Here is a 23,579-nt window from a genome sequence, read left to right as displayed (position 1 = left end):
CACCATAAAAAAGGGTTTCATACCCACAATGAAACCCTTTTAAATATTACTAATACAACAAATAGACTAGCGAGTAATAGGTTGAATTTTTAGCTCCACTCGACGATTTTCTTGGCGGTTGGCCGCAGTAGTGTTAGGCACTTTGGGTTGATACTCTCCCATACCAATGACGGTTAAACGCTGAGCATTTACACCATCCATAATCAGCAAGTTTTTCACTGACTGCGCCCGTCGCTTGGACAACTCTAGGTTATACTGTTCAGACCCTGTATTATCGGTATAACCTTCTATTAACAACACGGTTTTGGGGTAATGGTTCAGAATTTTCGCAACACCGTTTAATACTGGATTAATACTAGGATTAACAGCGGCACTATTCGTCGCAAATGTAATGTCCCCTGGCATAATCAAACGCAGATTATTTCCCTCACGAACCACTTGGACACCCGTTCCCGCCAACTCGTTTTTAAACTCTTGCTCTTGATTATCCATATAGCGACCAATCGCCCCCCCAGCCAACGCCCCAACTGCGGCGCCCCAGACGAGACGACTATTGTCATTGTCACCTGTCGCTTTCCCCAAGAGCGCCCCTATAGCTGCGCCAATTCCCGCACCTTTCTGAGTATTATTGGGATTTGTCGCACAACCACTTAATGCAATAGACATCGCCACTGTACCGATAACTAAAGTCTTTCTCATGTTTTCCTCGCCAGTTTATTTTATACCAATGTCAAAGTGCCGGACGGCAGAACAAGAACCCGACAACCAGGCTTCCACCATGCTTACAAACATCATACCACAAGGAAATCACCACTAAATCGTCAACAAGTCGAAAAAGCAATCCGACGAACAATCAAAATAATTTTTAATGATAACTACTTGCATTAAGGGAAAAATAATACTTTAATGATAATCATTATCAACAACGAAAAAAGGGCAAGCAATGCAAATTGATCTTCATCATGCCTACAACCACCAAGGCGACATACAAGAACGTTACGCTTCCGTGATCTCAGGCTACAAACGCCATATTGCCCTAATGCCTAATCTGGAGTTAATTGAACAGCACATTACTTGTCAGCAAGATTGTATTCTGTCCGAACAAGCAGAACGTGGGCTCTATTTCACCATTATCAGCGATGATCCGATTAAAACCACCAACGACATTCATTCTATTAGCGTAAGCTATTTACCTAAAAACTGGTCGGGCGATTTTTACCTAACACAAGGCGATAAGAAATCACTTATTCAGATACATATTCTGCCCGAACAATTAGCCCATGCTTTAGGAGAAACGGAAGATCAAACCCTTCTATACTTTAGTTGTCTTTTCCATACCCTAGAAGCGCAAGAAAACACCTTAAACCTACCAGTTACCGACACGATCAAGACTTTATGGCAAACTATTTTAGCTCACACAGGACAGAATCTTAGCCTCACAGGGCATGTCTACGCTTGTATTTTTACCTTTATAGAACAATTAAAAATGCTTAAACACATTGCGCAATGCAATGACTGCCAAAGCAAAATTTTCCATGCACAAAATTTGCTGGAAGTCCCCAAAAATTTAAGCCTGAAACCTCAACTTCTAGCTCACCAGGTCGGTCTTAATGAGGAGGCACTTACACTTGGTTTTCACTACCTTGTCGGCCAGTCTATCTCAAGTTATAGCGAACAACGTCGCATACAATACGCAGCCGAACAATTACGCAAAAATCCTAATGCTAAAACCAGTATCGTTGCCGGTAGTGGCTTTTCCGAGAGTCAATTCGAAGCAATGTTTATTCAACACTTTGGCATCAGCAGCCAGCATTACGGGCAAATCCATTAAGCAATAGGAAAATAAACACCAATGAACACAGCATCCATTGCATTGATCTATGGCACTGATACTAACAACACAGAAGAAGTGGGTATTAAAATCGCAAAACAGTGGGAAGACTTAGACGAAGACGTTGCCATCCACAACATTAAGGACATTGACTTAAGTACTTTTGAGCGCTATTCAATGCTCATTTTAGGCATCCCTACTTGGGACTTCGGAGGCATTCAATCCGACTGGGAAGAGATAGGCGACACACTGAGCACCTTATCACTTACTAATACAACCATCGCCCTATATGGATTAGGTGATCAATTTGGCTATGCTGACTATTTTTTGGATGCAATGGGATGGTTATATAAAAAGTTACAACCCACTGGTGCGACATTTATTGGTCAGTGGCCAACAGAAGGTTATGAATTTGAAGCATCTCAAGCCTGCACAGAAGATAAAAAGCATTTCGTCGGTTTAGCCATTGATGAAGACCAACAATTTGAACTCACTGATCAACGCATTGAACAGTGGGTTATCCAACTTTACGCCGAAAGAGCGATATTAATGGAATAAATATCACTGACTGGTCCACGGGTTATCGGCAACTCAACAACATTTGGACGACTGCTCATTCGCTGCCCCGAGTGACCAAATGATGCCAATAACAAGTGGGATATTTATCGCCAAGCTCTTCGGTGTGAAGCCCGTGACCGCCCCTCTGTTTCTCTCCTGCTTGGGGGGCGGTTACGAATTTCTTTTTGTCGATAACTTCGATAAGATGGAATCCTTCTACCATTGATAGAGTCCCCATGAATCTCAACTTGCCCGATATTGCCTTTCTCTTACTTGTGATAACCCTCGTTTGGGGATGGTGGCGCAACGGCGCAGTACGCGAGCAAGCGATCCTCCTCGCCAAGCAGCATTGTGCAAAACACAACCTACAATTACTGGATGATAGTGTCTCAAGAAACCGCTGGAAAGTCACATGGCAGCATGGTCAACCCAATATTCAGCGATCTTATCAATTTGAATTTAGCTCTACTGGACGCTCAAGATATCCTGGAAGCATTACCTTTGTAGGAAACACACTAACTGACATTTGGTTAAGTCCCCACGATATTTAGACCAGCCAATCGACTCTTTACCTTCAAATTTCCCATCATAAAGAAGATTTATCGTGACAAATTTGCCCAATAAAGACTATATTTTATTATGGTTTTAACAAATGCTTACGAATAATTTGCTTTTCGAGACAAACTAACCATAGAATGAAGAACAGAGCTGTTCTCGATAAGGATTAATAACTTACGATGGAAATAAATTGACACCTCATGTCAGACATAAAAAATGTTTCTCCAAATAATAAAATGTATGCAGGTATCTCATATGTTGGCAAACCTCAGCTTCCGCTCCAAACTCATCTGCTTGTTATCCGCCACAATCATTGGCTTTGTTGCTGTTACAACCGTCGCATTGTATGGCATTAATACACAAAATAATGCCTCTCAACGTTTCGAAGTCCTTACTAGTATTGACAAAAACTTAGACTCTCTTGTTATTACGCTACTACAGCAATATGAACAGATAGATAATCTCAACGATAAGTCATACAAAGGCTTCTTAGAAGGGGTAGAAAAAGAATATAAATCGGCCTCCTCTGAACTCTCATTTGATATAAGCCACGTTTCTTCCCCCACTGCTAAATCCTTACTGGGCAAAGTAAAAAGTACTTTTACCGATTACAACACCGCGTTAGTTGCATTGATTGCACAGAGGAAGCTGGTCGGTTTTAATGGTAATTCTGGGCTCAAAGGTGATATCTCAAACAACGGTCAGAAACTAACGGATGAAGTTTCGTTTCTTAGCCTCATTAAACAAGAGTTTTTGCCCGTGAGAGAAGCGGAGAAAAACTTTATTTTTGAACCAACAGCCGCCAACAAAGCCGACTTCCTCAGTAAATTTGCTAAATTCGAAACCCGCGTTAATAATTTTGGCCTAAAAGAGCGGTTTAATGATCAAATCCAAGCTTACATCAATTCCGTTAACACCTTTGATCAAGCCAATAATAAACTCATCAAACTCCAAGCTGATTATGAGAAAAACAGCACATTGCTTAATGACTCAAGACTGAATGCGGCAAAATTCCTTCAAAATGCGGTTTCTGACGCCCGTGATAAAGCCGACGCCAGCTCACAACAAGCTGTCGTCCTGTTGATCGTTGTCAGTATTGGGGTGGCCGTTTCATCAGGGCTACTGCTACTTGGCATTGGGCGCAGCGTGAATAAAACCCTGAAGCAAATCATTCGAGATCTAGCCAAGGTCAAAAGCGGGGATCTTACCGCTCAATTACCCATCAATACAAAGCGCAATGACGAGTTTGATTCACTTTGTGGCTCAGTGAATGAAATGACAGAGGGTCTTGGCTCCGTCATTGGAGAGGTGGTTGACACTTCCGCAGAAGTAGCCAGCATGGTAACCGAACTCAATAACTCCATTAAAAACATTGCAGACAGTAACCGTTCTGTCAGCGAACAAACCAACTCCCTTGCTGCAGCAACGGAAGAAATCTCCACCACAATCCACAGCATTTCAAATACGACTGAGGAACTCAGCGCCCAATCTAAAAATACTTACGACTCCGCTAAGATAGGGGCCAATACAATCAAGTCAACTATATCGAATTTGGCCAATACTATTTCGATTGTTAACGAAACGAGTACACAGCTGAACGCGTTAGGAAAATTGTCTAAAGACATCGACAATGTCATTGGCATGATCAATGATCTGGCGAACCAAACCAACCTACTCGCACTGAACGCCGCCATTGAAGCAGCACGGGCAGGCGAAGCGGGTCGAGGCTTCTCGGTGGTAGCAGATGAAGTGCGTTCTTTAGCGGAAAAAACAGTTGAAGCAACGTCCAGCATTACTGATATTGTAAACACCATCCAAAGCTCCACACAATCGGCCATTGCCACCATGGAAAGTGGACAAGAAAGCCTACATGCCATTGAAGAATTGAGCGGAAAAGCCGAAGAGGCGATTCAAGAGATTGAAAGAAATGCTCAAACCAGCTCCCATTCTTCTATTGATATGGCGCAATCCATTCAGGAAGTCGCAAAAACAGCCGTGCATATGAGTGAGGAAATGGATCGTATTGCTCAGCAGTTACAACGAGACAACAGCTACATAGTCAATATTGAAGGCAACACACGGGAAATTCATGGTCATGTCGCTAACTTAGACACCAAAACTCGAGTTTTCACGACGAAGAAAAGCGGTTGAATATGCCTCAATTGTAGAGCCGTCAAACGCCTAAAACAGTACATACCTAAAAACAGTGCACACATAAAAGCCGATCATCAGATCGGCTTTTTGCTATCTAACCTCTATATTTCTAACATCAAGGATTAAATCACAAAGCGGCGTATTCTTTTTCCCAGCGTTTTGCTTCTTTTTTAGAGGGGCCACCCAGTACATTGACCGCCGTACGCATACGAGCACGAGAAATATCTGAGCCAAGAATATCCATAGAATCAAACACAGAAACTGAAGCCGTCGTACCTGAAATAGCCACAAATATAGGCGCAAAAAACTCCTTCGGCTTAATATCCATAGCTTGAGCAAGTGCTTTCAGTTCATTAAAAATGGCATCTTTATTCCAAGTCTTTAACGCTTCTAGCTTCCACAAGGCAAACTGCATGGCTTTACGTAGCGTCTCTTCTTCCATTTTTACGGAGGCAAAGTCTTCTTTCGTAACGGGCAACATACCTTTCAAAAAGAAGCCAGCCACATCCGCTACATCAGAAAAGGTTTCCACACGAGGGATTATCAAAGGTAAGATCTTCATTAAATACTCAGGATTTAATGCCCATTCAACGTACTTTTGAGCAAAAGCTTCTGGCGTAAGATCCTCACGAATCCATACGCCATTTAGCCAACTCAATTTTTCAACATCAAAAACGGGGCCACCCAAAGAAACGCGCTGAATATCAAAGTGTTCAATCATCTCATCCAGAGAGAACTTTTCGCGCTCATCCGGCATAGACCACCCCATACGACCAAGATAGTTAATGACCGCTTCTGCCATATATCCCATGCGTTGATAATACAAAATGCTGGTTGGGTTTTTGCGCTTAGATAATTTCGATTTATCAGGATTACGCAACAATGGCATGTGACAAAGTGTCGGCATTTCCCAGCCAAAGTATTGATATAACAGGATGTGTTTAGGCGCAGAGTTAATCCATTCTTCCCCACGAATAACATGGGTGATCTTCATCAAGTGATCATCCACTACATTTGCTAAGTGGTAAGTCGGCATACCATCTGCTTTTAAAAGCACTTGCATATCGACTTGTGCCCAATCGATTTCAATCGAACCACGCAACATGTCTTGCACAACACAGGTTCCCTCTTCTGGGATCTTCATGCGTACAACATAAGGCACACCAGCCTCTAATTTTGCTTGAACCTCTTCTTCACTCAGCAATAGCGCACGGCCATCGTATTTTTGCATCAAACCTTGTTCTTTTTGTTCAGCGCGCATTTGCTCCAGCTCTTCTGCCGTTTCAAACGCATAAAAGGCATGACCCTTTTTCACTAACTCGTGGGCATATTGACCATAAATATCGCCACGTTCACTCTGACGATAAGGGCCGTATGGGCCACCGATATCAGGTCCTTCCGACCAATCAAGACCTAACCAACGTAACGCATCTAAGATCATTTTCTCAGATTCCGGTGTACTACGAGCTTGATCTGTATCCTCAATACGTAAAATAAACTTACCACCCATTTTTTTGGCAAAGGCCATATTAAACAAAGCGATATAAGCCGTACCTACGTGGGGGTCGCCAGTTGGTGAGGGGGCAATGCGTGTTCTTACCTCAGACATAATGATCTCTTTTATCCGGTTCGTGAAAAATGCGACCATTATAATCCCCTTAAGTCTAAGGAGTAAGGGTGATTTAATATCTTTTATGATCAGAAGTTTGATGACGGTAAAACATCCCTCCTATCTGCATAATCTGCTGCAAATATAAAGGGAGAGCGACCAGATTAGAGCAAGAGAGGTGCCATCACGGAAAATAGGTTAACTGAGAAAGCCTTACGCCGACATTAACATCCACTCTTAAGGTGACGAGCTGACGCGATAACAGGCATTGTTCATACCCTCCAGACAAGAGGCTTTGAATACGCGCTGAATAATCCTCTAAGTGGTTGTATATTTCTTCAATGGTCCCATGCTTTTCCATAACCGAAAGAGCCGTTTTCGGGCCAATTCCTTTCACACCCGGCACTCGATTAGTCGTGTCTCCAACCAACGCCCAATAATTCGTTAACATACATGCTTCAACACCATATTTTCCAGGCACCCAAACTTTGTCATAACCCAGCTTGGCAAAATAATCGTATTGCAAAATAGACTCGTTATCCAATAACTGCGTAAAACCTTTATCCGTCGAAACAATATAAGATTTCACCCCTTGCTTAGCAGACTTAAACGCCAGCGTCGCAATGACATCGTCGGCCTCCCAACCCACCAAGCGAAGACAATGGATGCCATTATAACGAAACACCTTAGCAAACCCATTGAGGGAATCCAACAAAGCATCATCCATTGGCACACGCCCCAACTTATACTCTGGATAAAGCGTATGTCGCCAAGTTTTTCCACTGGAATCAAACACAACCACCATATGAGAGGGAGAAAACTGCTGAATTAACTTCACTAAAGCATCAATACTAATACTTTGTGTTCTTTCTATACGCCTAACCACATCTTGCTCAGACTCAAGTGCAGCGTATAGGCGTCGAATCAAGTTTAAACCATCGACAATCAATAATCGCTTTTCCACGCCAAACCCTTTATCTTATCCACACAGCCATTACTATTTACGAGGGCAAGGTTATCACGCTCCGCATTTGAGCACGACCTCTTTTCTAATAAGCCCATGAACCATAATAGAAGCAAGCAAGAAGGAACTTATGAAGAAGCAAGTCATTGTTTTAGCTATCACTTCACTACTGACGCTGGGAACAACAAACGCAATTTCGGAACCTCTAAGAGCGGTCATTGGCCTTAACAACAGTCAAGTGACAGAAAATACACGAACCTCATCGGGCTTATCCCTTAGCCCTATTCCGGGCACATTACTCCCTTTGAACGAAAACTTTCAGCCTCTTATTCAGCCCATTCAATCAGACCTGCCTAATTGGTCAAAAGCGCTTGGTCAACATGTAAGGGTAGATAGCAAACAACGCGCTCTCTCCTACACTGGTAAGCTCACTCGGATGAATGCCAGCAACCTAACATTTACGCTGGACATAGAGGGCCACAAAGCCCAACTGCCTATTAACGATTTTTACCTCATTCCTCTACAAAATGCTCATAACTCAGCCGCAAAGGAAGACAGTTACCGAGGCAAAATAAGCTATCAGTCTAATGAACTGAGCTGGTCACCAAAGCGAGTGTTGATCATCAATAAAGATCACATTTCCATTATTAATATGGCAAACATTGAAAACCGCTCGGCTAATAAGATCACACTTAAAAACAGCCTATTGCATTATGCCCAGTCAAAAGCACCTTTATTTAAAGCAGAGCGTAGTACCTCCTTAATGATGAACGCCAGTGCTGATAAACACGTAAATTATTCAGACAGTGAAGTGACTTATCCGATTAAGGAACTTACATTACCTGCTAACACGCATTTACTGACACAAATTAGCAAAGAGACGGTCAACATTGATAAAAGCGTCAGCGAAGCAACCGTTTATACCGCCGTAATAGCAGACACAGTAGAACTGCAATTTCATAACAACTTGACGTTTAAGCTCAAGCATGCAAGTTTACCCGGAACCTACCAAACCTATTGGCAACGAAACGGTCTTTTGATCCCTAGCGATGCCGTCTTCATTCCGTTAGCGCGGGCCAAGCAAACGCTTCATATCACCACCAATAGCAACCTCGACATGACAGGCCAGTTGACACTGATTCACGCTTCATCAAAAAAACTGCCAGCTACACAAGAGTGGAAACTCACCCTTAAAAACCACTCCAATGAGCCCAAGTTATTTCAACTAATGCAACACACACAAGGTGTTATTAGCAGTGTGGACGAAACAAAACCATCAGTAGGAGAGATAAAAAAACACAGCGCAAATAGTATTCAATTGACCGGAACCTTAGCTGCAAATGAATCCAAAACGATTCTTTATACTGTTAAGATAAACGAATGAAAATCTAAAGCGAAACGAACAAAACCTTAATACACCTAAAAAAGTCCACACAATATCGCATATTGACCGATTAATTGTGGTATCACTCCATGATATGGTGATGGGTAATAATAGATATACTATTTCACCCCCTGCCATCTTATGATTGCTTAGGGTAATATAACTGTATTTCATACTACGAGCCTACTAAAATCTATGAAAAAGCATATTCTTACATCACTGATTACCGTTGCCACTTTGAGCAGCACCGCTTCTCATGCAGAAGGTCTGTATGACGTCTATAAACTTGCTCTTAGTCACGACCCAGGTCTTCGCGCTGCCGAAGCGACCTACCGAGCTGATAAAGAACAAATTGCAGTCACTAGGGGGAACCTCTATCCGAGTATCAAAGCGACTGGCAGTCTTGGATATGCTAAAACCAACCCGCCCTCTGGCAGTACCGTAGACACTCGCTCAAACAGCGTTGGATTAGATTTAAACTATCCAATCTACTCGCCTGCCCTTAACTATGGTGTTAAAGACACTGAACTTGGTTACCAAAGCGCAGGGGTGAGTTATGACAACACCAAGGAAAACTTGGTACTGACAACGATGACGGAGTTTTTTAATTTATTGATTGCTCAAGCCACTCTTGAGACCACCGAAGCGCAAGTAAAAAGTACCAAAAGTCAGCTTGATCAAACTCAGAAGCAATATGATGTGGGCTTGAAATCCATTACCGATTTACAAGACGCCAAAGCAAGCTACGATGCGGTAAAAGTACAGGAACTCACCGCCAGATCCGATGTAGCTTATGCACAAAAGGCCTTGTTACAACGTACGGGCAAAGTCATTACCGACATTCCTGAACTGTCTAAAGACTATCCAATCAAGATGGATCCAAACGTCACGGTTGACGAACTGATCCAAAAAGCGATCAAAAATAACAAGGAACTGCACATTTTAGATATTGCGGTTGAGAAAGCGCAAAACAATATTGACCTGAAAAAAGCCAGTGGCCGTACGCCAGTAGTTAGTCTTGTAGGTTCTATTTCGCGTAGCGATGCCAATAACGACCCTGAAAGCGTTCAATCACCGAATGGTGCCACTAATACGTCTTCTGTTGGCTTGCAAGTTAGCATCCCTCTTTACTCAGGTGGCGCCATCAACGCCTCTGTACGCCAAGCGTCAGAGCAAGCTAATGCGGCAATTGAGAATCGAGCTAGCCAATTACAAAGTATTGAACTGAATATCCGCAATACCTTCTTAAAACTGCAAACGTCAGTGGCTCAAGTTAAAGCACAAAAAGAGCTTATTAAGTCTCGTCGCAGTGCACTACAAGCCAGCAGAGCGGGCTATGAAGTAGGGACTCGTAACCTTGTTGAGCTACTACAAGCACAATCTAACTTATACACAGCGATCAGTGATTACCAAAAATACCGTTACAACTTCGTGATCCAAAAATTGACGCTAGATGAAGCCGTGGGCGATCTGAACGAAAACAAAATCGTTTCGCTTGATAAATGGTTAGTGGAAGACCCCTCTACTCTAAAATAGCCATCAGCAAGCAATAATATATAAAGCCTCGCTTTACTAAGTAAACCAAAAAACGCCGCAAAATCATTTCTGCGGCGTTTTTTTATACACTATGACTCAGTGGATCAAATCGCTTATTTGGCCATTAATTCTTTACGTCCCGTAAAGCGAGCCAATACTTTATATAAGCCATAGGCATCATGGCTGCCTGCCAACTCACGAATCGAATGCATACCGAACGTTGGTAACCCGATATCTAAGGTTGGTACACCGATTTCTCCCGACGTAATAGGTCCAATGGTACTACCGCAGGCCATGTCACTACGAACAACAAAGCTTTGTACTTCAACCCCCTCTTCTGCGGCAATATCTCGATAAATACTAGCGGTCTCACTGTTCGTCGCATAACGCTGATTGGTATTGACCTTGATCACAGCACCGTGATTAATGCTTGGGGCATGGTTGCCATCGTGCTTGCTAGCATAATTAGGGTGCAATGCATGAGCATTGTCTGCCGAAATCATCATAGAGCGCTGAATAGACTGCACAAAATGCTCAGGGTCTGGCGACAAACGGCGCAACACATCTTCTAAGAAGGGGCCATTTGCCCCACAGGCCGACATGCTTCCCACTTCCTCATGATCAGTACAAACCAACAAGCTAGGGCAAACCTCTTGAGAATCCAACAAAGCTTTCATACCGACAAAACAGCTCAATAAATTGTCCAAGCGTGCGGAACAGATGAACTCTTTATGCAATCCTACCAAAGCAGGCGGCTGTGTATCGTATAAACTCAATTCAAAGTCTAAAATCGACGCGACATCAGACTTAGGGTACTGATGTTCAATCTGCTGGGCCAACAAAATGTGAAAATCCAACTCTTGATCAACACCACATAAAATCGGCAAAAGCTCTTCTTGAGGATTCACCTTAAACCCTTCATTAGCTTGGCGATTAAGATGAATGGCCAAATTCGGCACTACAGCAATTGGTTCTTTAAAATCAATAAGACGACTTACAATATCGCCCTTGTTGGTTTTAAAAGTAACGCGACCAGCAAGCGATAAATCTCTATCCAACCAAGTATGCAGCAAGGCGCCACCATATACTTCCACACCTAACTGATGATAACCATGACGCTTAACATGAGCATTGGGTTTCAACTTCAAACATGGACTGTCTGTATGAGCCCCTATCATACGCCAACCAGTTCGGTTAACATCTTGATGAGGTACAGTAAACGCAATCAAAGAAGACTCGTTACGAGTAACAAAGTATTTTCCACCCACATCGATAGACCAGTCATCTTGCTCAAACAGTTCAATAAAACCGTTCTCAAGTAACCCTTGTCTCATACTATCGGTGGCATGAAAAGGAGTAGGAGAGGACTGAAGGAAAGATAACAGTGACTGATTAAAACTAGAATGTTGCATAATTTCTCTAAAGGACAATACCTTAAAAAAAGTGACTTTATTAGCGGATAGGCTAGCCTTACTGCTCCGTGTCTAATATGATTTTAATCAATGACGTAAAACAGACTAAGAGAACCCACTCCGGATGAATTATAAACGCCTTTTGTCTTGCCTATTAACTGCTTTTCTCTTTGTGTCAGTGCAAGCTTCTGCTTATACAGAACTGAAGCCTCTACCAGTATACAATGAAGTAGCAAAGCAACTGTTTAACAAACTTGAAACCGAACACTATAGCAAACCGATAATCGACAATCGAATCTCGGAAATGGCATTCAAGTATTATATTGATGATTTAGATCCAACAAAAAGCTTTTTCCTAGAAAGCGACGTCAAGGCGCTATCTCGCTATAAGGACAGCTTTGATGACGCCCTACGCGAAGGCAATACTCAAGTCGCTTACACAATTTACAACCTATATCAAAAACGTGTTGAGAACCGCCTGAACTATCTGGAAAAACACATCCCAGACATGGTCAAACACTTCAACTATACCAAAAACGATACGCTCTCGAACGACCCAGATACACGCAAATGGGCCAAAACCGAAAAAGCATTAGACGCCTATTGGTATAAACGTATCAAAAACAGTGCTCTAACATTAAAAATGAATGGTGACAATAACGACAAAATCATCAAGACCTTAACGCGCCGTTATAAAAACCAGATTCATCACCTTGAGCAGACTGACTCAACAGACGTCTTTCAAATTTTCGCTAACGCGATTACCGCCACTCTCGACCCACACACAAGCTACTTTGCACCACGCGCTTCTGAGACATTCAACATCAATATGAGCCTGTCCTTAGATGGTATTGGTGCGGTTCTTCAAGGCGATGATGACTACACCAAGATTGTTCGTCTGATTCCTGGTGGCCCAGCGGCCAAACAAACCAAACTGGCGCCGAACGATAAGATCATTGCCGTTGGCCAAGAAGGTAAACCCATGGTTGACGTGGTTGGTATGCGCCTTGACGATGTGGTAGACATGATCCGAGGCCCTAAAGGCACTAAAGTAAGATTGGAAATCATTCCAAGCAAAGGCAGCCAAACCAGCAAAATCGTCACCATTGTCCGTGAGAAAGTCAAACTGGAAGATCAGTCTGCCAAAAAAGACATTATTGATGTCAAACGCGATGGTAAAACCTATAAAATAGGCATTATCCACCTCCCTACCTTCTATTCAGATTTTGCCGCCATCCAAGCGGGCGACAAAAACTATAAGAGCTCAACTCGCGATACGAAGAAGCTTATTGAGGAATTAAAGAAAGAAGGCATTGTCGGATTGATTTTGGATCTACGTAACAATGGCGGTGGTTCTCTGCAAGAAGCCGTTGGTATTGCAGGGCTATTCATTCCAGCCGGTCCGATCGTTCAGATTCGTGACAAAAACGGTCACATCACCGCGCTGGGGGATAACGACGGTAAAATTGCTTACGGTGGCCCAATGGCCGTTTTAACAAACCGCATGAGTGCATCGGCGTCTGAAATTGTAGCAGGTGCACTAAAAGATTATGGCCGCGCCCTCATCATTGGTAGTCGTACTTTTGGTAAAGGCACCGTCCAAGTTCTACAAGACATGGACAAAGGCCAACTAAAAGTAACACAGGCTAAATTCTACCGTGTGTCTGGCGAGAGTACGCAACACCGTGGAGTGATTCCTGACATCGCCTTCCCTTCGTTGATTGACACCAAAAAAATTGGTGAAAGCGCGCTGAAAAACCCACTACCTTGGGATAAAATTCACGCCACTCGCTACCCAACTTACTGGGATATGGCGGCCTACGACCCGCTTCTAGAAAAACGTCATGAAGAGCGAATCAAGCATGATCCAGACTTTATTGCTCTTGAGGATCAGATCAAAGCGTATAAAGAACAGGAAAAACGCTACAAAGTGATTTCCTTGAACGAGAAAACGCGTGAGGCTGAAGAAGCGGCCATCAAAAAACAGGATCTAGACATCGAAAACACACGTCGTAAAGCCTTAGGCCTAAAACCAGTGAAATCCCTTGATGATATCGATCCTAAAAAAGATAAAAGTGACCCTTATGCACAAGAAGCGTCTAATATCTTGCTAGACTTTATCGCCATCAATCAACAAGCGGCCAAAGAAGCCCAAGAAAAGCAAGCCGAAGCAAAACAAGCGAGCAGCAACTAACATTACTCGCGAAGTTAACGCTTAAACTTAGCAACAAAGGGCTCGACAAAGGCAGTCTGGTTATCCAGACTGCCTTTTTATTATTGATATGTTGGTTTTCTTTATGAGCCTCCCACTCGATTGTCTTGGCGACGACTTTTGCCTTAAATGACAAATTAAAAGATAATAGCGACCCAATGTTTAACGTCCGGTGTTTTCGTCTTTGCATCAACCGCGAAACAACCACACACTGTAACGACCCAAGAATGAAGTAGAACCATGGCAAAAGCGTCATCTGATCGTAATACCATTGACTTGTTTGGATCTTCGCGAGGACGCCCAAGAAAGCAACCTCTAAACCGAAAAGATCAATTAAAACTAAATAAGCGCGTTCAAAGAGAAAAAGAGAAAGCACTGGGGTTCAAACGTTTGGAGCTGGTCATTGATCAAGACACCATCGACAAGCTGGATCAATTGTGTGAATTAAATGATGTAAAGCGCGCAGAATGGCTTACGATGCAGATTGCTTTGTCTTTTTCTAAAGCCAAACTCAGTAAAGCTAAAAGGAACAGCGAAACAAAAAGTAAAACCAATAAAACAGCGACACGCAACGAACAAGTCATACAGCAAACCGCTGAATAACTTTTACGTTACTTTTTTGTGCATAGCAGCGGATTCCGCCTCACTGTTTGCTATACTCCATCGCCCACTAAACACAACGAAAACAACTGACGATCCATGGCCAAGCTGTATTTTTACTATTCTGCAATGAACGCAGGAAAATCAACCATTCTCTTGCAATCTGCGCACAATTACCAAGAGCGGGGAATGCAAGTCATGTTATTAACCGCCGCTATCGATGACCGCTATGAACAAGGTCAAATTGCGTCACGTATCGGCATTCAAGCCGACGCAGCTGTGTTCAATCAAGAGTCTGATTTATGGTCTCAGATTCAGCGCACACACCAAGAGCGGCCATTGAGTTGCGTGTTGATCGACGAGGCTCAGTTCCTCAGTAAGCAACAAGTACAGGCTCTTAGCGATGTGGTCGATGAGCTCAATATTCCGGTGCTCGCATTTGGTATTCGTACCGATTTCAAAGGTGAGCTGTTTGAAGGTAGCCAAGCCCTCCTCGCTTGGTCAGATAAATTGATTGAATTAAAAACCGTTTGCCATTGCGGCAGTAAAGCCACCATGGTGATTCGTCTTGATGCACAAGGCATCCCAGTAAAAGAAGGTGCCCAAGTAGAAATTGGCGGTAATGATCGCTATCTTTCTGTGTGCCGTAAACATTTCAAAGAAGCCGTGAGAGACTAATTTATGTGGTTCAAAAACGCCCAAATATTTCAGCTAAAAGACACAGAATCACTGAATACTAATGAACTCATCGACAAAATTCCTGAATTTCCGTTAAAAGAATGTGGATCACAAGAAGAGTTCTCCTTTGGTTGGCTACCACTGATTCGAAACAGTGAACAATGGAGCTTAGCCAGCGACCGTTGCTTATTATTCCGTGCAGGCAAAGAAGAAAAGGTTCTACCCTCTGCCGTGGTTCGTGAAGAATTAGAAGCCAAAGTTGCAGAAATTGAATTAATCGAAGGTCGCAAAGTCGGTCGTAAAGAAAAGTCCGATATGAAAGACGAGTTGGTTTTTACCCTTCGTCCCAAGGCCTTTTCTAAACGTACAGACATTTGGGCTTACATTGATTTACAAGCTAAAATTTTAGTTCTCAACAGCACCAATGCCAGCATGACAGAACAACTGTTTAAACACTTGCAAACGACCTTGGGCAGTTTTCCAATGACACCATTGCAAGCGCAAGTATCACCTGCCTCTTTAATGACAGAGTGGCTGACAAAAAATGCCGTCCCAGCCAGCCTAGAAACAGGCGATGAATGCGAGATTCAAGACAGCTCAGAAGACAAAGCCACTATTCGCTTTAAAGCACTAGAACCCTTATCTGAAGATGTCACTCGCCATCTTGAAAGCGGTATGGCCGTTAAAAGCCTCGCCCTTCGCTGGTCTGATAAATTAAGCTTCGTGCTTCACGAAGACTTAACACTGCGTAAGATAAAATTTGACGATGCCTTAAAAGAGGCCGCTTTTAACGACTCCCAAGGTGGTGGACTATCAGATATGGATGCGAATTTTTCCCTTATGTCATTGACCATGAGAGAGTTTTTTGATTCATTCTGCTTATGGTTTGAAATTCCGCGAGACTAGACGATTACTGACCTGCCCAACCTTTTCCACAGATTTCGTGGATAAGGTTGGGGAGAACATTCGCCAAGCTAGACACCATGGCTATTTGCAAAAAAAGTGCACTAAATCGCCGTGGTGTTCACCGGGGTAAAGGTATTCACTCAGTCTATTTATCAAACGATTTATATGGACAATCTATGTCAGAATTACAGCAAGAACAGCGCATTGCTAAACGGGTCACACTCATCGGTGCCATCTGGGATTGTCTGCTTGGTATCGCCAAAATCATCGCAGGATACTTTTCACAGTCGCAAGCCTTAATCGCCGATGGCATTCATTCTTTATCCGACTTAGTCACAGACGTGTTTGTGTACTTTGCTTCATCAAACGCACGCCAAGGTCCGGACGAAAATCATCCATATGGTCATTTACGCTTTGAAACCGTTACCACCGTCTTTCTTGGTATCGTCCTAATCATTGTCGCGTTTGGTATAGGCTATGAATCCATCACTTCACACACTCAGGCCGAATTTACTTGGTACGGGTTAGCCGCACTGCTTGCCACAATCATTATTAAAGAGATTATCTTTCACTACACCAAAAATGCCGGTGAAAAGATTCAAAGCAAATTACTGATTGCCAATGCATGGCACAGCCGCAGTGACGCCCTATCATCTGTAGCGGTGTTAATCGGTTTAATCGGTGTGTCTTTTGGCTATGCTTGGGCTGACATGGTCGCTTCCATCGTTGTGGCGTTGTTGATCGGTAAAATGGCCGTAGAGATGATTTGGGAAAACCTCGCAGAATTAGTGGACACGGCCCCCGACCCTAAACTCATCGCACAAATAAAAGGCACAGCAAACAGCTTAAAGAATGTCATGGCACCACACGACGTGCGAGCGCGCTCCATGGCTGGTAAAATTTACTTAGACATGCACATTCATGTACCAAGCTACGCCAGTGTCAGCGAAGGTCATTACCTTGGGGATTTGGTTGCTTACACCATCAAAAAGGCTCACCCTCAAGTGGCAGATGTCATGGTGCATATCGATACGGACGATAAAGTTCAAACAGACAGTTTTCAAAATACCGACAATAAAAAACCACCCCATTTAAATTTGCCAGCTCGTCATCAAATCATGGCAGACTTAGGTTTTTTACTGCGCCAACATACAGACTATCTAGATATTGAGCATACTAAGCTGCATTATCTAGCCGACGGTCTAGACATTGAACTGATTGGCTTACTCGATAAGGTGCCAGAAGGGCGTCAACTTCATCACCTTACCCAGGCTATTTATCTAGACATGAAATCGGCACCTTATGGCAACAAAGTGACGGTATTATGGCAATCACCTGAAGTGGATAAATAAAAATAGGCAAGTTTTAGAACGAAAACCAGTAAATTGACAACCTTGCTCGTGACGGCACGAGCAAGTTCTACTCAAAGTTACTTATCCCTTTCCAGTTCAGCGGTCACGGTATGATGGCTCTGTGGCATCATCCTCTATCGACGATAACCCCTCTTCTTCATAAAATCCCTCGTCATTGGGCACTTCTATAGGCAAAGCATCTTCTTTATTAAGATGTCCTTCTGGCAAGGATTTGGTTGTTTTCGCCCCCATCTGTTTTAACTTTTCAGCGCGAGCCAATAAGTTACCACGCCCCAGTGTGAGTTTCTTCAACGCCGAATCATGGCTACGATTTAGTGCATCAATTTTACCGCCGATATCGTCCATATCCTGAACAAAACCGACAAACTTGTCATACATTGCTCCCGCTTGACGAGCAATTTCAATAGCATTCTGACTTTGTTTTTCGTTGCGCCAAATATTTTGAATGGTACGAAGTGTGGCCAATAAGTTGGATGGTCCGACGATAATAATATTATGCTCAAACGCCTCACTGAATAGGCCGTTATCGCCTTGTAACGCTAAACCAAAAGCCGCTTCAATCGGGATAAACAAAAGCACGAAATCCAACGAGGTGATACCTGGCAACTCATGATACGCCTTGGCACTTAGCTCTTTCATATGACGACGCACGGCCTCTAAATGCTGTTTCAGTGCTCGGTTGCGTTCCTCCTCGGTTTCCGCCTCCATATAGGCCAAGTAACTGACTAAGACCATCTTCGAGTCCACGACAATTTGCTTACCTTCAGGCAAATAAATCACCACATCCGGTTGCAAACGTCGCCCTACCTCCGACTGAAGGGAGACTTGAACCTCGTACTCTCGGCCTTTCTCAAGACCAGACTTCTCTAAGATGCGCTCAAGAATCACCTCTCCCCAGCCACCTTGCAACTTATTCTGCCCTTTCAAGGCGGACGTCAAACTGACCGCATCATCACTAATTTTCTGATTCAGTTGTTGCAAGCTTTTTATTTCTTTCACCAATGAAAAGCGCTCCCGCGCCTCTTCTTGATAACTCTTATCCACACTCTCTTGAAACTTTTGAATCTGCGAGCCCAAAGGCTGCAATAACGACCCTAGTTGACGCTCATTTTCCTTCGCTAAATATTGTCCCTGCTGCGTCATGATCTCTTGCGCTAACTGCTTAAACTCCGTCTCATTCTGACGCTTTTGCTCACGATAGAAAGACTCTTTTTCCTGCCATACCGCCTGTGCCGCGGCAAACTGCTGCTCTAAAGTCAGAGATTCTTTTTCTAAATAATGAATATGATCTTTGGATTGTTCCAAAAGTCGCACTAATTCATCATTTTGTTGCTGCATTTTTGCTTGAGTGAGGTGCCACTGACGACGCATAGCCTGTACAATGTAGCCTGCAACACAAGAAACTAATAAGGTGCCGACGCAAAAGCCCGATAACACCAAAACGGATTGCCAAAGCCAATCTGACATAGAAAATAAAACCCACTATTTTTATAGAGAAAACAAGAATTAAGCCAGTTTACATGGATTACTACTTAAGCCCAACACACATACAACGCTTTGATCTTGAAATTAAAAATAGCCTGTTTATCACCACGGTCAGCCGAACCAAAGGTCGTGAAGCGGCAAAAACCTTTCTTGATGCAATACGCCAGCGCTACCCAGATGCCAACCATCATTGTTGGGCGTTTGTGGCAGGTGCCCCAAACAACGTACACCTTTGGGATCAAAGTGACGATGGCGAACCTAAGGGCACAGCGGGTAAACCCATGTTAAACGTCTTACAACACTCAAATTTTGGTGAAACCACCGTTGTCGTCACTCGCTATTTTGGTGGCATTAAATTGGGTGCTGGTGGCCTTGTGCGAGCATATAGCCAAGCAGTACAAGAGGCGCTCAGCCAAACAGAACACGAAAACATTTATCCACGTTCACCTGTGCAATTAGTTATCTCCTACCCTTTACTGGGCAAGGTTGAATACTGGTTAGAACAAAGTGATATCGAGATAAACAACAAAACGTTTAGTGACAATATTGTCATGGACCTCGCCGTTATTGAACGAACTTGGCCTGAACAAAAGCAAACGCTGACAAATTTATGCCAAGGCAGCCTAACATTAATCGAATCGGACAAAGAGTAACTATGTACAAAACGGGACAAAGATGGAGTAGCCGCAACGAACCTGATCTAGGCGTCGGCATGATCACAGAAAAACAAAGTAAATCCTTTGTATTGCACTTTCCCGATGCGGAAACAGATCGCCAATACTCAAATGACCAAACCAGTCTTGTGCGCCGCACTTTAACCCCTGGAGATCAACTTTCTTTTCAGGATGAAACCTTCACGATATTGGAAGTAGAAGAGATCGATGGACTGGTGGAGTATCGTATCAGCAACGACGATGACTGGTTAGAAGAGTCTGTCATCCAATTTCCACGTAACGACAAAAATGAGCTGGATTACATCTTGTCTCTTTCTCCAGCACGCCGTATGTGGTTCGACCTACGCCGCCATACACTGGAGCACCAAGCCGACAATGCCGCCTCTCCTGTAAGAGGTTTGATGGGGTTGAAAGCCGAGTTGCTACCACACCAGATTTACCTAGCACACGATATTGCCAATCGCCCAAAAGCACGCGCTTTGTTGTGTGATGAAGTCGGTATGGGGAAAACCCTAGAGGCCGGGTTAATTTTACATCAGCGCTTATTAAATGGCCTTTGCAAACGCGCCTTAATTTTGACCCCCACCAACTTACAACACCAATGGTTGGTCGAAATGCTGCGCCGCTTTCATCAACCTTTTAGTTTGATCAGTGAAGCCGTCTACGAAGACTTCATGGAAGGCGATGACAATCCATTTGAGCAGCAACCCTTTGTTATCGCCCCAATTGATTGGGCCAGCCAACATCCCCATGCTACACAACACATGCTGGAAGCAGAATGGGATATGGTGATTGTCGACGAAGCTCACCACTTGGCTTGGCACCCAGAAACACCCAGTATTAGCTACCAAGTGGTTGCCCGTCTCGCGGCAAAAACAGAATCCCTACTGCTGCTAAGTGCTACGCCAGAACAAACTGGTGAGCGTGAACACTTTTCTCGTTTGCAGTTATTGGACGCAGATCGTTACCATAATTTTGAACAGTACCAAGCTCAGCAAAAAGAGTTTAAACAAGCGGCCGAGCTGGCTGAAATGTTGTTACCTCTAACGGAAGAAGAAAACAGCGATCTATCGATAGACTGGGATAACGCCTTCGCCCCCTATTTAGATCAGGTTAAATCGAAAGAGTGGTTTGCCAATCTAGACAAAAGTGGTGAAGTACGCATGAGTGGGGCACAAGAAGCCATTAGCTGGCTGATTGACCGTCATGGCACGGGCCGCGAAATGTTTCGCAACACACGGGCTGCTGTGGGCGGCTTTCCAAACCGTTACCTACACGCTTATCCGCTCGAAAACAACGAGCACTTTGCTTCTGCCAACCACCATGTTCAACCCGAGACCGATGTGCAAGACGGACTCTGGGAACTCGACCCACGCTGGGTTTGGCTAAAAGAATTCCTAGAATGTCAGGCCGATAAAATTCTGGTGATTTGTCATACGGCTGATATGGCCCAATGGCTAAATGATCAGCTCACCTTTGCTGGCTTCCAAAGTGCCGATTTCCACGAACAGATGCCACTGATCCACCGTGATCGCGCAGCGGCGTATTTTGCGGATGAAGAAGGCGCACAAATTCTTGTCTGTTCAGAAATTGGGTCTGAAGGCCGTAACTTCCAATTTAGCCATCACATCGTCATGTACGATTTGCCAGAACACCCCGACTTGTTAGAACAGCGAATTGGTCGCTTGGACCGTCTTGGGCAACTTCATGACGTGCAAATCCACGTCCCTTACCTGTCCAATAGCGTTCAGGAACGCTTATTCCATTGGTTCCATAACGCTCTCAATGCTTTTTGTCGCACAACAAGTGCTGGCGATAAAGTAGAAGAAGCCTTCCGTGAAACGCTGCACGCTTACCTACGAGGAGAAGACGACGATCTCAGCTTACTGGACGAAGCCAAGGTCTACCATGAAGCGCTATTACGGCAAATGGAAGAAGGTCGTAATCGCCTATTAGAAATGAGCTCGTGTCGCCCAGAACAAGCTCGTGCTTTGATCCAACAGATCAACGAGCAAGCAATTCACGGCCTGCATCACTATATTGAAGATGTAACCCATGCCTTTAATATTCATGCGGAATGCATCAACAGTGACCCAGATGAAAGCGCTTGGTTTATTCGCCCCTCCACCGACATGATGCTAGAAGCCCTACCAGGCATCGAAGAGGAAGGCAAAATGCTCATGTTAAACCGTCGTCAAGCAAGCCAGCGTGAAGATGTCGCCTTTGCCACCTGGGAGCATCCTCTAATCACCATGCTAATGGATGAAGTACAAGGCTTTGATTCTGGCAAACTGACGTCTGCCATCTTACCTATCGCCGCCCTACCAGAAGGCACGGTGTTGGTAGAAAGTATGTTCGTCATTGAAGCAACAGCTCATCCACGCCTGAAACTCGCGCAATCGCTCCCCATGACACCTATGTGGCAATTATCCGATTCTAATGGAAAATTCCTGCATCAACAGTTTACTGCTGATAAATGGGCAGAAAAACTCAAAGGCGTCCCCAATCGTGTCGCCGAACAATGGGTAGCAGCGCTTCGTTCCAACCTGATTGAAGTGCTACAGGCTCATCAGCTCAATGCACAAGATCAGGCGCGCCCTATTGTTCAAGCAGCGAAAACCTCTTACCAACACCGCTGCCAAAATGAAATCGAGCGCTTGAGCGAGCTAAAAGCCTTTAATGATGCCATCACAGAAGACGACATCCAGCGTCTTGAAACGAATATGCAAGAAGGTTTGACTCGTATCGACGAGCATCAAATCCGCTTGGATGCTATTCGTATCATCTTGACCACCAAACCGGAATAATCGTCTGTGTTAGAGATACTCTACGAAGACGATTGGTTCGCCGTCATCAACAAACCTGCTAACTGCTTATCTGTGCCCGGTCGGGGCCCAGATAAGCTAGACTCTATATTACATAGAGCCGCGTTGCAGTTTGGCGAAGCCTTCGCTATTCACCGCTTAGACGAAGCCACTTCTGGCTTAATTCTGGTCGCTAAAACTCACGAATGCCAAAAGCGAATGTACGCCCACTTTCGCGAACGGGACGTTAAAAAGGAATACCGCGCGATGCTGCGCGGTCATCTTCTTGGTGAACGAGGCGAAGTACGCAAACCTCTACGTTGCGATTGGCCCAACCGTCCCAGACAAATTGTCTGTACCGACGAATGGAGCAAAGACTCCATTACCTATTGGGAAAAAATCGCCTATGAAGATAACACGACTCGCGTTCGACTCGTGCCTTTTACCGGCCGTTCTCACCAATTGCGCGTCCATATGCAAAGCCTAGGGCACTCGATCATCGGCGACGAATTCTACGACCCAGAGTATGCAAATGACCCTCGCTTGTTATTGCATGCTTATCGCTTAGAATTTCGACATCCGTTTACCAAGGCTTGGGTAGCCTTTGTAGCACCCTGTCCTTTTTAAATTTGATGACTAACCTCTTATCAATGGTTTTGAGCGACTAGCTTATTCCGCTCTGCTGAGCGGGTAACTTTTATCCAGAACCATAAAAGTAACCAAAAGGTCTCTTATCGGGCTTTCGCCCAAACGTCTTCTTCATTTTGTTTAATACTGGTTTAGCAAGACGATTTTTATCGTAAGGCATAGATTGGTTTTTTGGATATGTGAGAAGGTATTT

Annotated in this window: 20 protein-coding genes; 14 read left to right on the top strand and 6 right to left on the bottom strand. The window is 44.0% G+C overall.

What is annotated here, in order from left to right; all coding sequences use genetic code 11:
- Positions 1–66: 66 nt before the first annotated feature.
- Complete coding sequence (locus JHD45_RS07880) at positions 67–699, bottom strand: OmpA family protein (protein ID WP_199475973.1); 633 nt, start codon at positions 697–699, stop codon at positions 67–69.
- Between the two features lie 244 nt (positions 700–943).
- Between JHD45_RS07880 and JHD45_RS07875 the strand changes: the two genes are divergently transcribed.
- Entirely contained in the window at positions 944–1,831 is an 888-nt protein-coding gene (locus tag JHD45_RS07875; protein WP_199475972.1) for an AraC family transcriptional regulator, read from the top strand.
- Between the two features lie 21 nt (positions 1,832–1,852).
- Positions 1,853–2,389 (top strand): flavodoxin, encoded by a 537-nt coding sequence (locus JHD45_RS07870; protein ID WP_199475971.1) that lies wholly within the window; start codon positions 1,853–1,855, stop codon positions 2,387–2,389.
- Between the two features lie 55 nt (positions 2,390–2,444).
- Here the strand turns inward: JHD45_RS07870 and JHD45_RS07865 are convergent, their stop codons facing one another.
- Positions 2,445–2,612, bottom strand: coding sequence for a hypothetical protein (locus JHD45_RS07865; protein WP_199475970.1), 168 nt, complete (start codon positions 2,610–2,612; stop codon positions 2,445–2,447).
- Between the two features lie 13 nt (positions 2,613–2,625).
- Here JHD45_RS07865 and JHD45_RS07860 point away from each other — a divergent pair, with 13 nt between their 5' ends.
- Positions 2,626–2,940: a DUF3301 domain-containing protein gene (locus JHD45_RS07860; RefSeq protein ID WP_199475969.1), complete on the top strand. Its 315-nt coding sequence runs from the start codon at positions 2,626–2,628 to the stop codon at positions 2,938–2,940.
- A 262-nt stretch (positions 2,941–3,202) separates the two neighbouring features.
- Positions 3,203–5,098 (top strand): methyl-accepting chemotaxis protein, encoded by a 1,896-nt coding sequence (locus tag JHD45_RS07855; protein ID WP_199475968.1) that lies wholly within the window; start codon positions 3,203–3,205, stop codon positions 5,096–5,098.
- Between the two features lie 130 nt (positions 5,099–5,228).
- Here the strand turns inward: JHD45_RS07855 and gltX are convergent, their stop codons facing one another.
- Complete coding sequence (gene gltX / locus JHD45_RS07850; protein WP_199475967.1) at positions 5,229–6,710, bottom strand: glutamate--tRNA ligase; 1,482 nt, start codon at positions 6,708–6,710, stop codon at positions 5,229–5,231.
- Between the two features lie 184 nt (positions 6,711–6,894).
- Positions 6,895–7,674 carry a 5'-3' exonuclease H3TH domain-containing protein gene (locus tag JHD45_RS07845; RefSeq protein WP_199475966.1) on the bottom strand — a complete coding sequence of 260 codons (780 nt, stop codon included), beginning with the start codon at positions 7,672–7,674 and terminating at the stop codon, positions 6,895–6,897.
- Positions 7,675–7,804: 130 nt separating this feature from the next.
- Between JHD45_RS07845 and JHD45_RS07840 the strand changes: the two genes are divergently transcribed.
- Entirely contained in the window at positions 7,805–9,058 is a 1,254-nt protein-coding gene (locus JHD45_RS07840) for a hypothetical protein (protein WP_199475965.1), read from the top strand.
- Between the two features lie 195 nt (positions 9,059–9,253).
- Complete coding sequence (locus JHD45_RS07835; protein ID WP_199475964.1) at positions 9,254–10,594, top strand: TolC family outer membrane protein; 1,341 nt, start codon at positions 9,254–9,256, stop codon at positions 10,592–10,594.
- Positions 10,595–10,707: 113 nt separating this feature from the next.
- Here JHD45_RS07835 and JHD45_RS07830 read toward each other — a convergent pair whose 3' ends face one another.
- Positions 10,708–12,006 carry a M18 family aminopeptidase gene (locus tag JHD45_RS07830; protein ID WP_199475963.1) on the bottom strand — a complete coding sequence of 433 codons (1,299 nt, stop codon included), beginning with the start codon at positions 12,004–12,006 and terminating at the stop codon, positions 10,708–10,710.
- Positions 12,007–12,130: 124 nt separating this feature from the next.
- On the opposite strand from JHD45_RS07830, the gene JHD45_RS07825 reads away from it, so the two are divergent.
- The 5 genes from JHD45_RS07825 to JHD45_RS07805 all read left to right on the top strand — a co-directional run bounded on the left by JHD45_RS07825 (position 12,131) and on the right by JHD45_RS07805 (position 17,754).
- Entirely contained in the window at positions 12,131–14,200 is a 2,070-nt protein-coding gene (locus JHD45_RS07825) for a carboxy terminal-processing peptidase (RefSeq protein ID WP_199475962.1), read from the top strand.
- Between the two features lie 258 nt (positions 14,201–14,458).
- Complete coding sequence (ybfE, locus tag JHD45_RS07820) at positions 14,459–14,821, top strand: LexA regulated protein (RefSeq protein ID WP_199475961.1); 363 nt, start codon at positions 14,459–14,461, stop codon at positions 14,819–14,821.
- Between the two features lie 96 nt (positions 14,822–14,917).
- Positions 14,918–15,496: a thymidine kinase gene (locus JHD45_RS07815; RefSeq protein ID WP_199475960.1), complete on the top strand. Its 579-nt coding sequence runs from the start codon at positions 14,918–14,920 to the stop codon at positions 15,494–15,496.
- Between the two features lie 3 nt (positions 15,497–15,499).
- Entirely contained in the window at positions 15,500–16,402 is a 903-nt protein-coding gene (locus JHD45_RS07810) for a recombination-associated protein RdgC (RefSeq protein WP_199475959.1), read from the top strand.
- 77 nt (positions 16,403–16,479) lie between these two features.
- The gene (locus JHD45_RS07805; RefSeq protein ID WP_233407703.1) at positions 16,480–17,754 is read left to right on the top strand and encodes a cation diffusion facilitator family transporter; all 1,275 of its coding nucleotides are present in this window, start codon (positions 16,480–16,482) and stop codon (positions 17,752–17,754) included.
- A 96-nt stretch (positions 17,755–17,850) separates the two neighbouring features.
- Here the strand turns inward: JHD45_RS07805 and JHD45_RS07800 are convergent, their stop codons facing one another.
- Complete coding sequence (locus JHD45_RS07800) at positions 17,851–19,242, bottom strand: DNA recombination protein RmuC (RefSeq protein ID WP_199475958.1); 1,392 nt, start codon at positions 19,240–19,242, stop codon at positions 17,851–17,853.
- 53 nt (positions 19,243–19,295) lie between these two features.
- Between JHD45_RS07800 and JHD45_RS07795 the strand changes: the two genes are divergently transcribed.
- From JHD45_RS07795 to JHD45_RS07785, 3 genes are read left to right on the top strand one after another with little or no spacing between them, the layout of a single operon-like run.
- On the top strand, positions 19,296–19,913 hold the full coding sequence (locus JHD45_RS07795) for a YigZ family protein (protein WP_199475957.1): 618 nt from the start codon (positions 19,296–19,298) through the stop codon (positions 19,911–19,913).
- Between the two features lie 2 nt (positions 19,914–19,915).
- The gene (gene rapA / locus JHD45_RS07790) at positions 19,916–22,741 is read left to right on the top strand and encodes an RNA polymerase-associated protein RapA (protein WP_199475956.1); all 2,826 of its coding nucleotides are present in this window, start codon (positions 19,916–19,918) and stop codon (positions 22,739–22,741) included.
- Positions 22,742–22,747: 6 nt separating this feature from the next.
- Positions 22,748–23,365: an RluA family pseudouridine synthase gene (locus JHD45_RS07785; protein ID WP_199475955.1), complete on the top strand. Its 618-nt coding sequence runs from the start codon at positions 22,748–22,750 to the stop codon at positions 23,363–23,365.
- Positions 23,366–23,579 lie beyond the last annotated feature (214 nt).

Source organism: Marinomonas spartinae, from assembly GCF_016461715.1.
Classification (GTDB): domain Bacteria; phylum Pseudomonadota; class Gammaproteobacteria; order Pseudomonadales; family Marinomonadaceae; genus Marinomonas; species Marinomonas spartinae_A.
The sequence above is the reverse complement of the archived record's forward strand: the minus strand, read 5'-3'. Positions and strand labels throughout refer to the sequence as shown.

What these genes read in the sequence shown, in the direction of transcription:
- JHD45_RS07865 (WP_199475970.1), bottom strand. Translation starts at nt 2,612, where the DNA reads ATGGTAGAAGGATTCCATCTTATCGAAGTTATCGACAAAAAGAAATTC.
- JHD45_RS07825 (WP_199475962.1), top strand. Translation starts at nt 12,131, where the DNA reads ATGAATTATAAACGCCTTTTGTCTTGCCTATTAACTGCTTTTCTCTTT.
- JHD45_RS07815 (WP_199475960.1), top strand. Translation starts at nt 14,918, where the DNA reads ATGGCCAAGCTGTATTTTTACTATTCTGCAATGAACGCAGGAAAATCA.
- JHD45_RS07810 (WP_199475959.1), top strand. Translation starts at nt 15,500, where the DNA reads ATGTGGTTCAAAAACGCCCAAATATTTCAGCTAAAAGACACAGAATCA.
- JHD45_RS07835 (WP_199475964.1), top strand. Translation starts at nt 9,254, where the DNA reads ATGAAAAAGCATATTCTTACATCACTGATTACCGTTGCCACTTTGAGC.
- JHD45_RS07855 (WP_199475968.1), top strand. Translation starts at nt 3,203, where the DNA reads ATGTTGGCAAACCTCAGCTTCCGCTCCAAACTCATCTGCTTGTTATCC.
- JHD45_RS07800 (WP_199475958.1), bottom strand. Translation starts at nt 19,242, where the DNA reads ATGTCAGATTGGCTTTGGCAATCCGTTTTGGTGTTATCGGGCTTTTGC.
- JHD45_RS07795 (WP_199475957.1), top strand. Translation starts at nt 19,296, where the DNA reads ATGGATTACTACTTAAGCCCAACACACATACAACGCTTTGATCTTGAA.
- JHD45_RS07830 (WP_199475963.1), bottom strand. Translation starts at nt 12,006, where the DNA reads ATGCAACATTCTAGTTTTAATCAGTCACTGTTATCTTTCCTTCAGTCC.
- rapA (WP_199475956.1), top strand. Translation starts at nt 19,916, where the DNA reads ATGTACAAAACGGGACAAAGATGGAGTAGCCGCAACGAACCTGATCTA.
- JHD45_RS07875 (WP_199475972.1), top strand. Translation starts at nt 944, where the DNA reads ATGCAAATTGATCTTCATCATGCCTACAACCACCAAGGCGACATACAA.
- JHD45_RS07860 (WP_199475969.1), top strand. Translation starts at nt 2,626, where the DNA reads ATGAATCTCAACTTGCCCGATATTGCCTTTCTCTTACTTGTGATAACC.
- JHD45_RS07870 (WP_199475971.1), top strand. Translation starts at nt 1,853, where the DNA reads ATGAACACAGCATCCATTGCATTGATCTATGGCACTGATACTAACAAC.
- JHD45_RS07805 (WP_233407703.1), top strand. Translation starts at nt 16,480, where the DNA reads ATGGCTATTTGCAAAAAAAGTGCACTAAATCGCCGTGGTGTTCACCGG.
- gltX (WP_199475967.1), bottom strand. Translation starts at nt 6,710, where the DNA reads ATGTCTGAGGTAAGAACACGCATTGCCCCCTCACCAACTGGCGACCCC.
- ybfE (WP_199475961.1), top strand. Translation starts at nt 14,459, where the DNA reads ATGGCAAAAGCGTCATCTGATCGTAATACCATTGACTTGTTTGGATCT.
- JHD45_RS07880 (WP_199475973.1), bottom strand. Translation starts at nt 699, where the DNA reads ATGAGAAAGACTTTAGTTATCGGTACAGTGGCGATGTCTATTGCATTA.
- JHD45_RS07840 (WP_199475965.1), top strand. Translation starts at nt 7,805, where the DNA reads ATGAAGAAGCAAGTCATTGTTTTAGCTATCACTTCACTACTGACGCTG.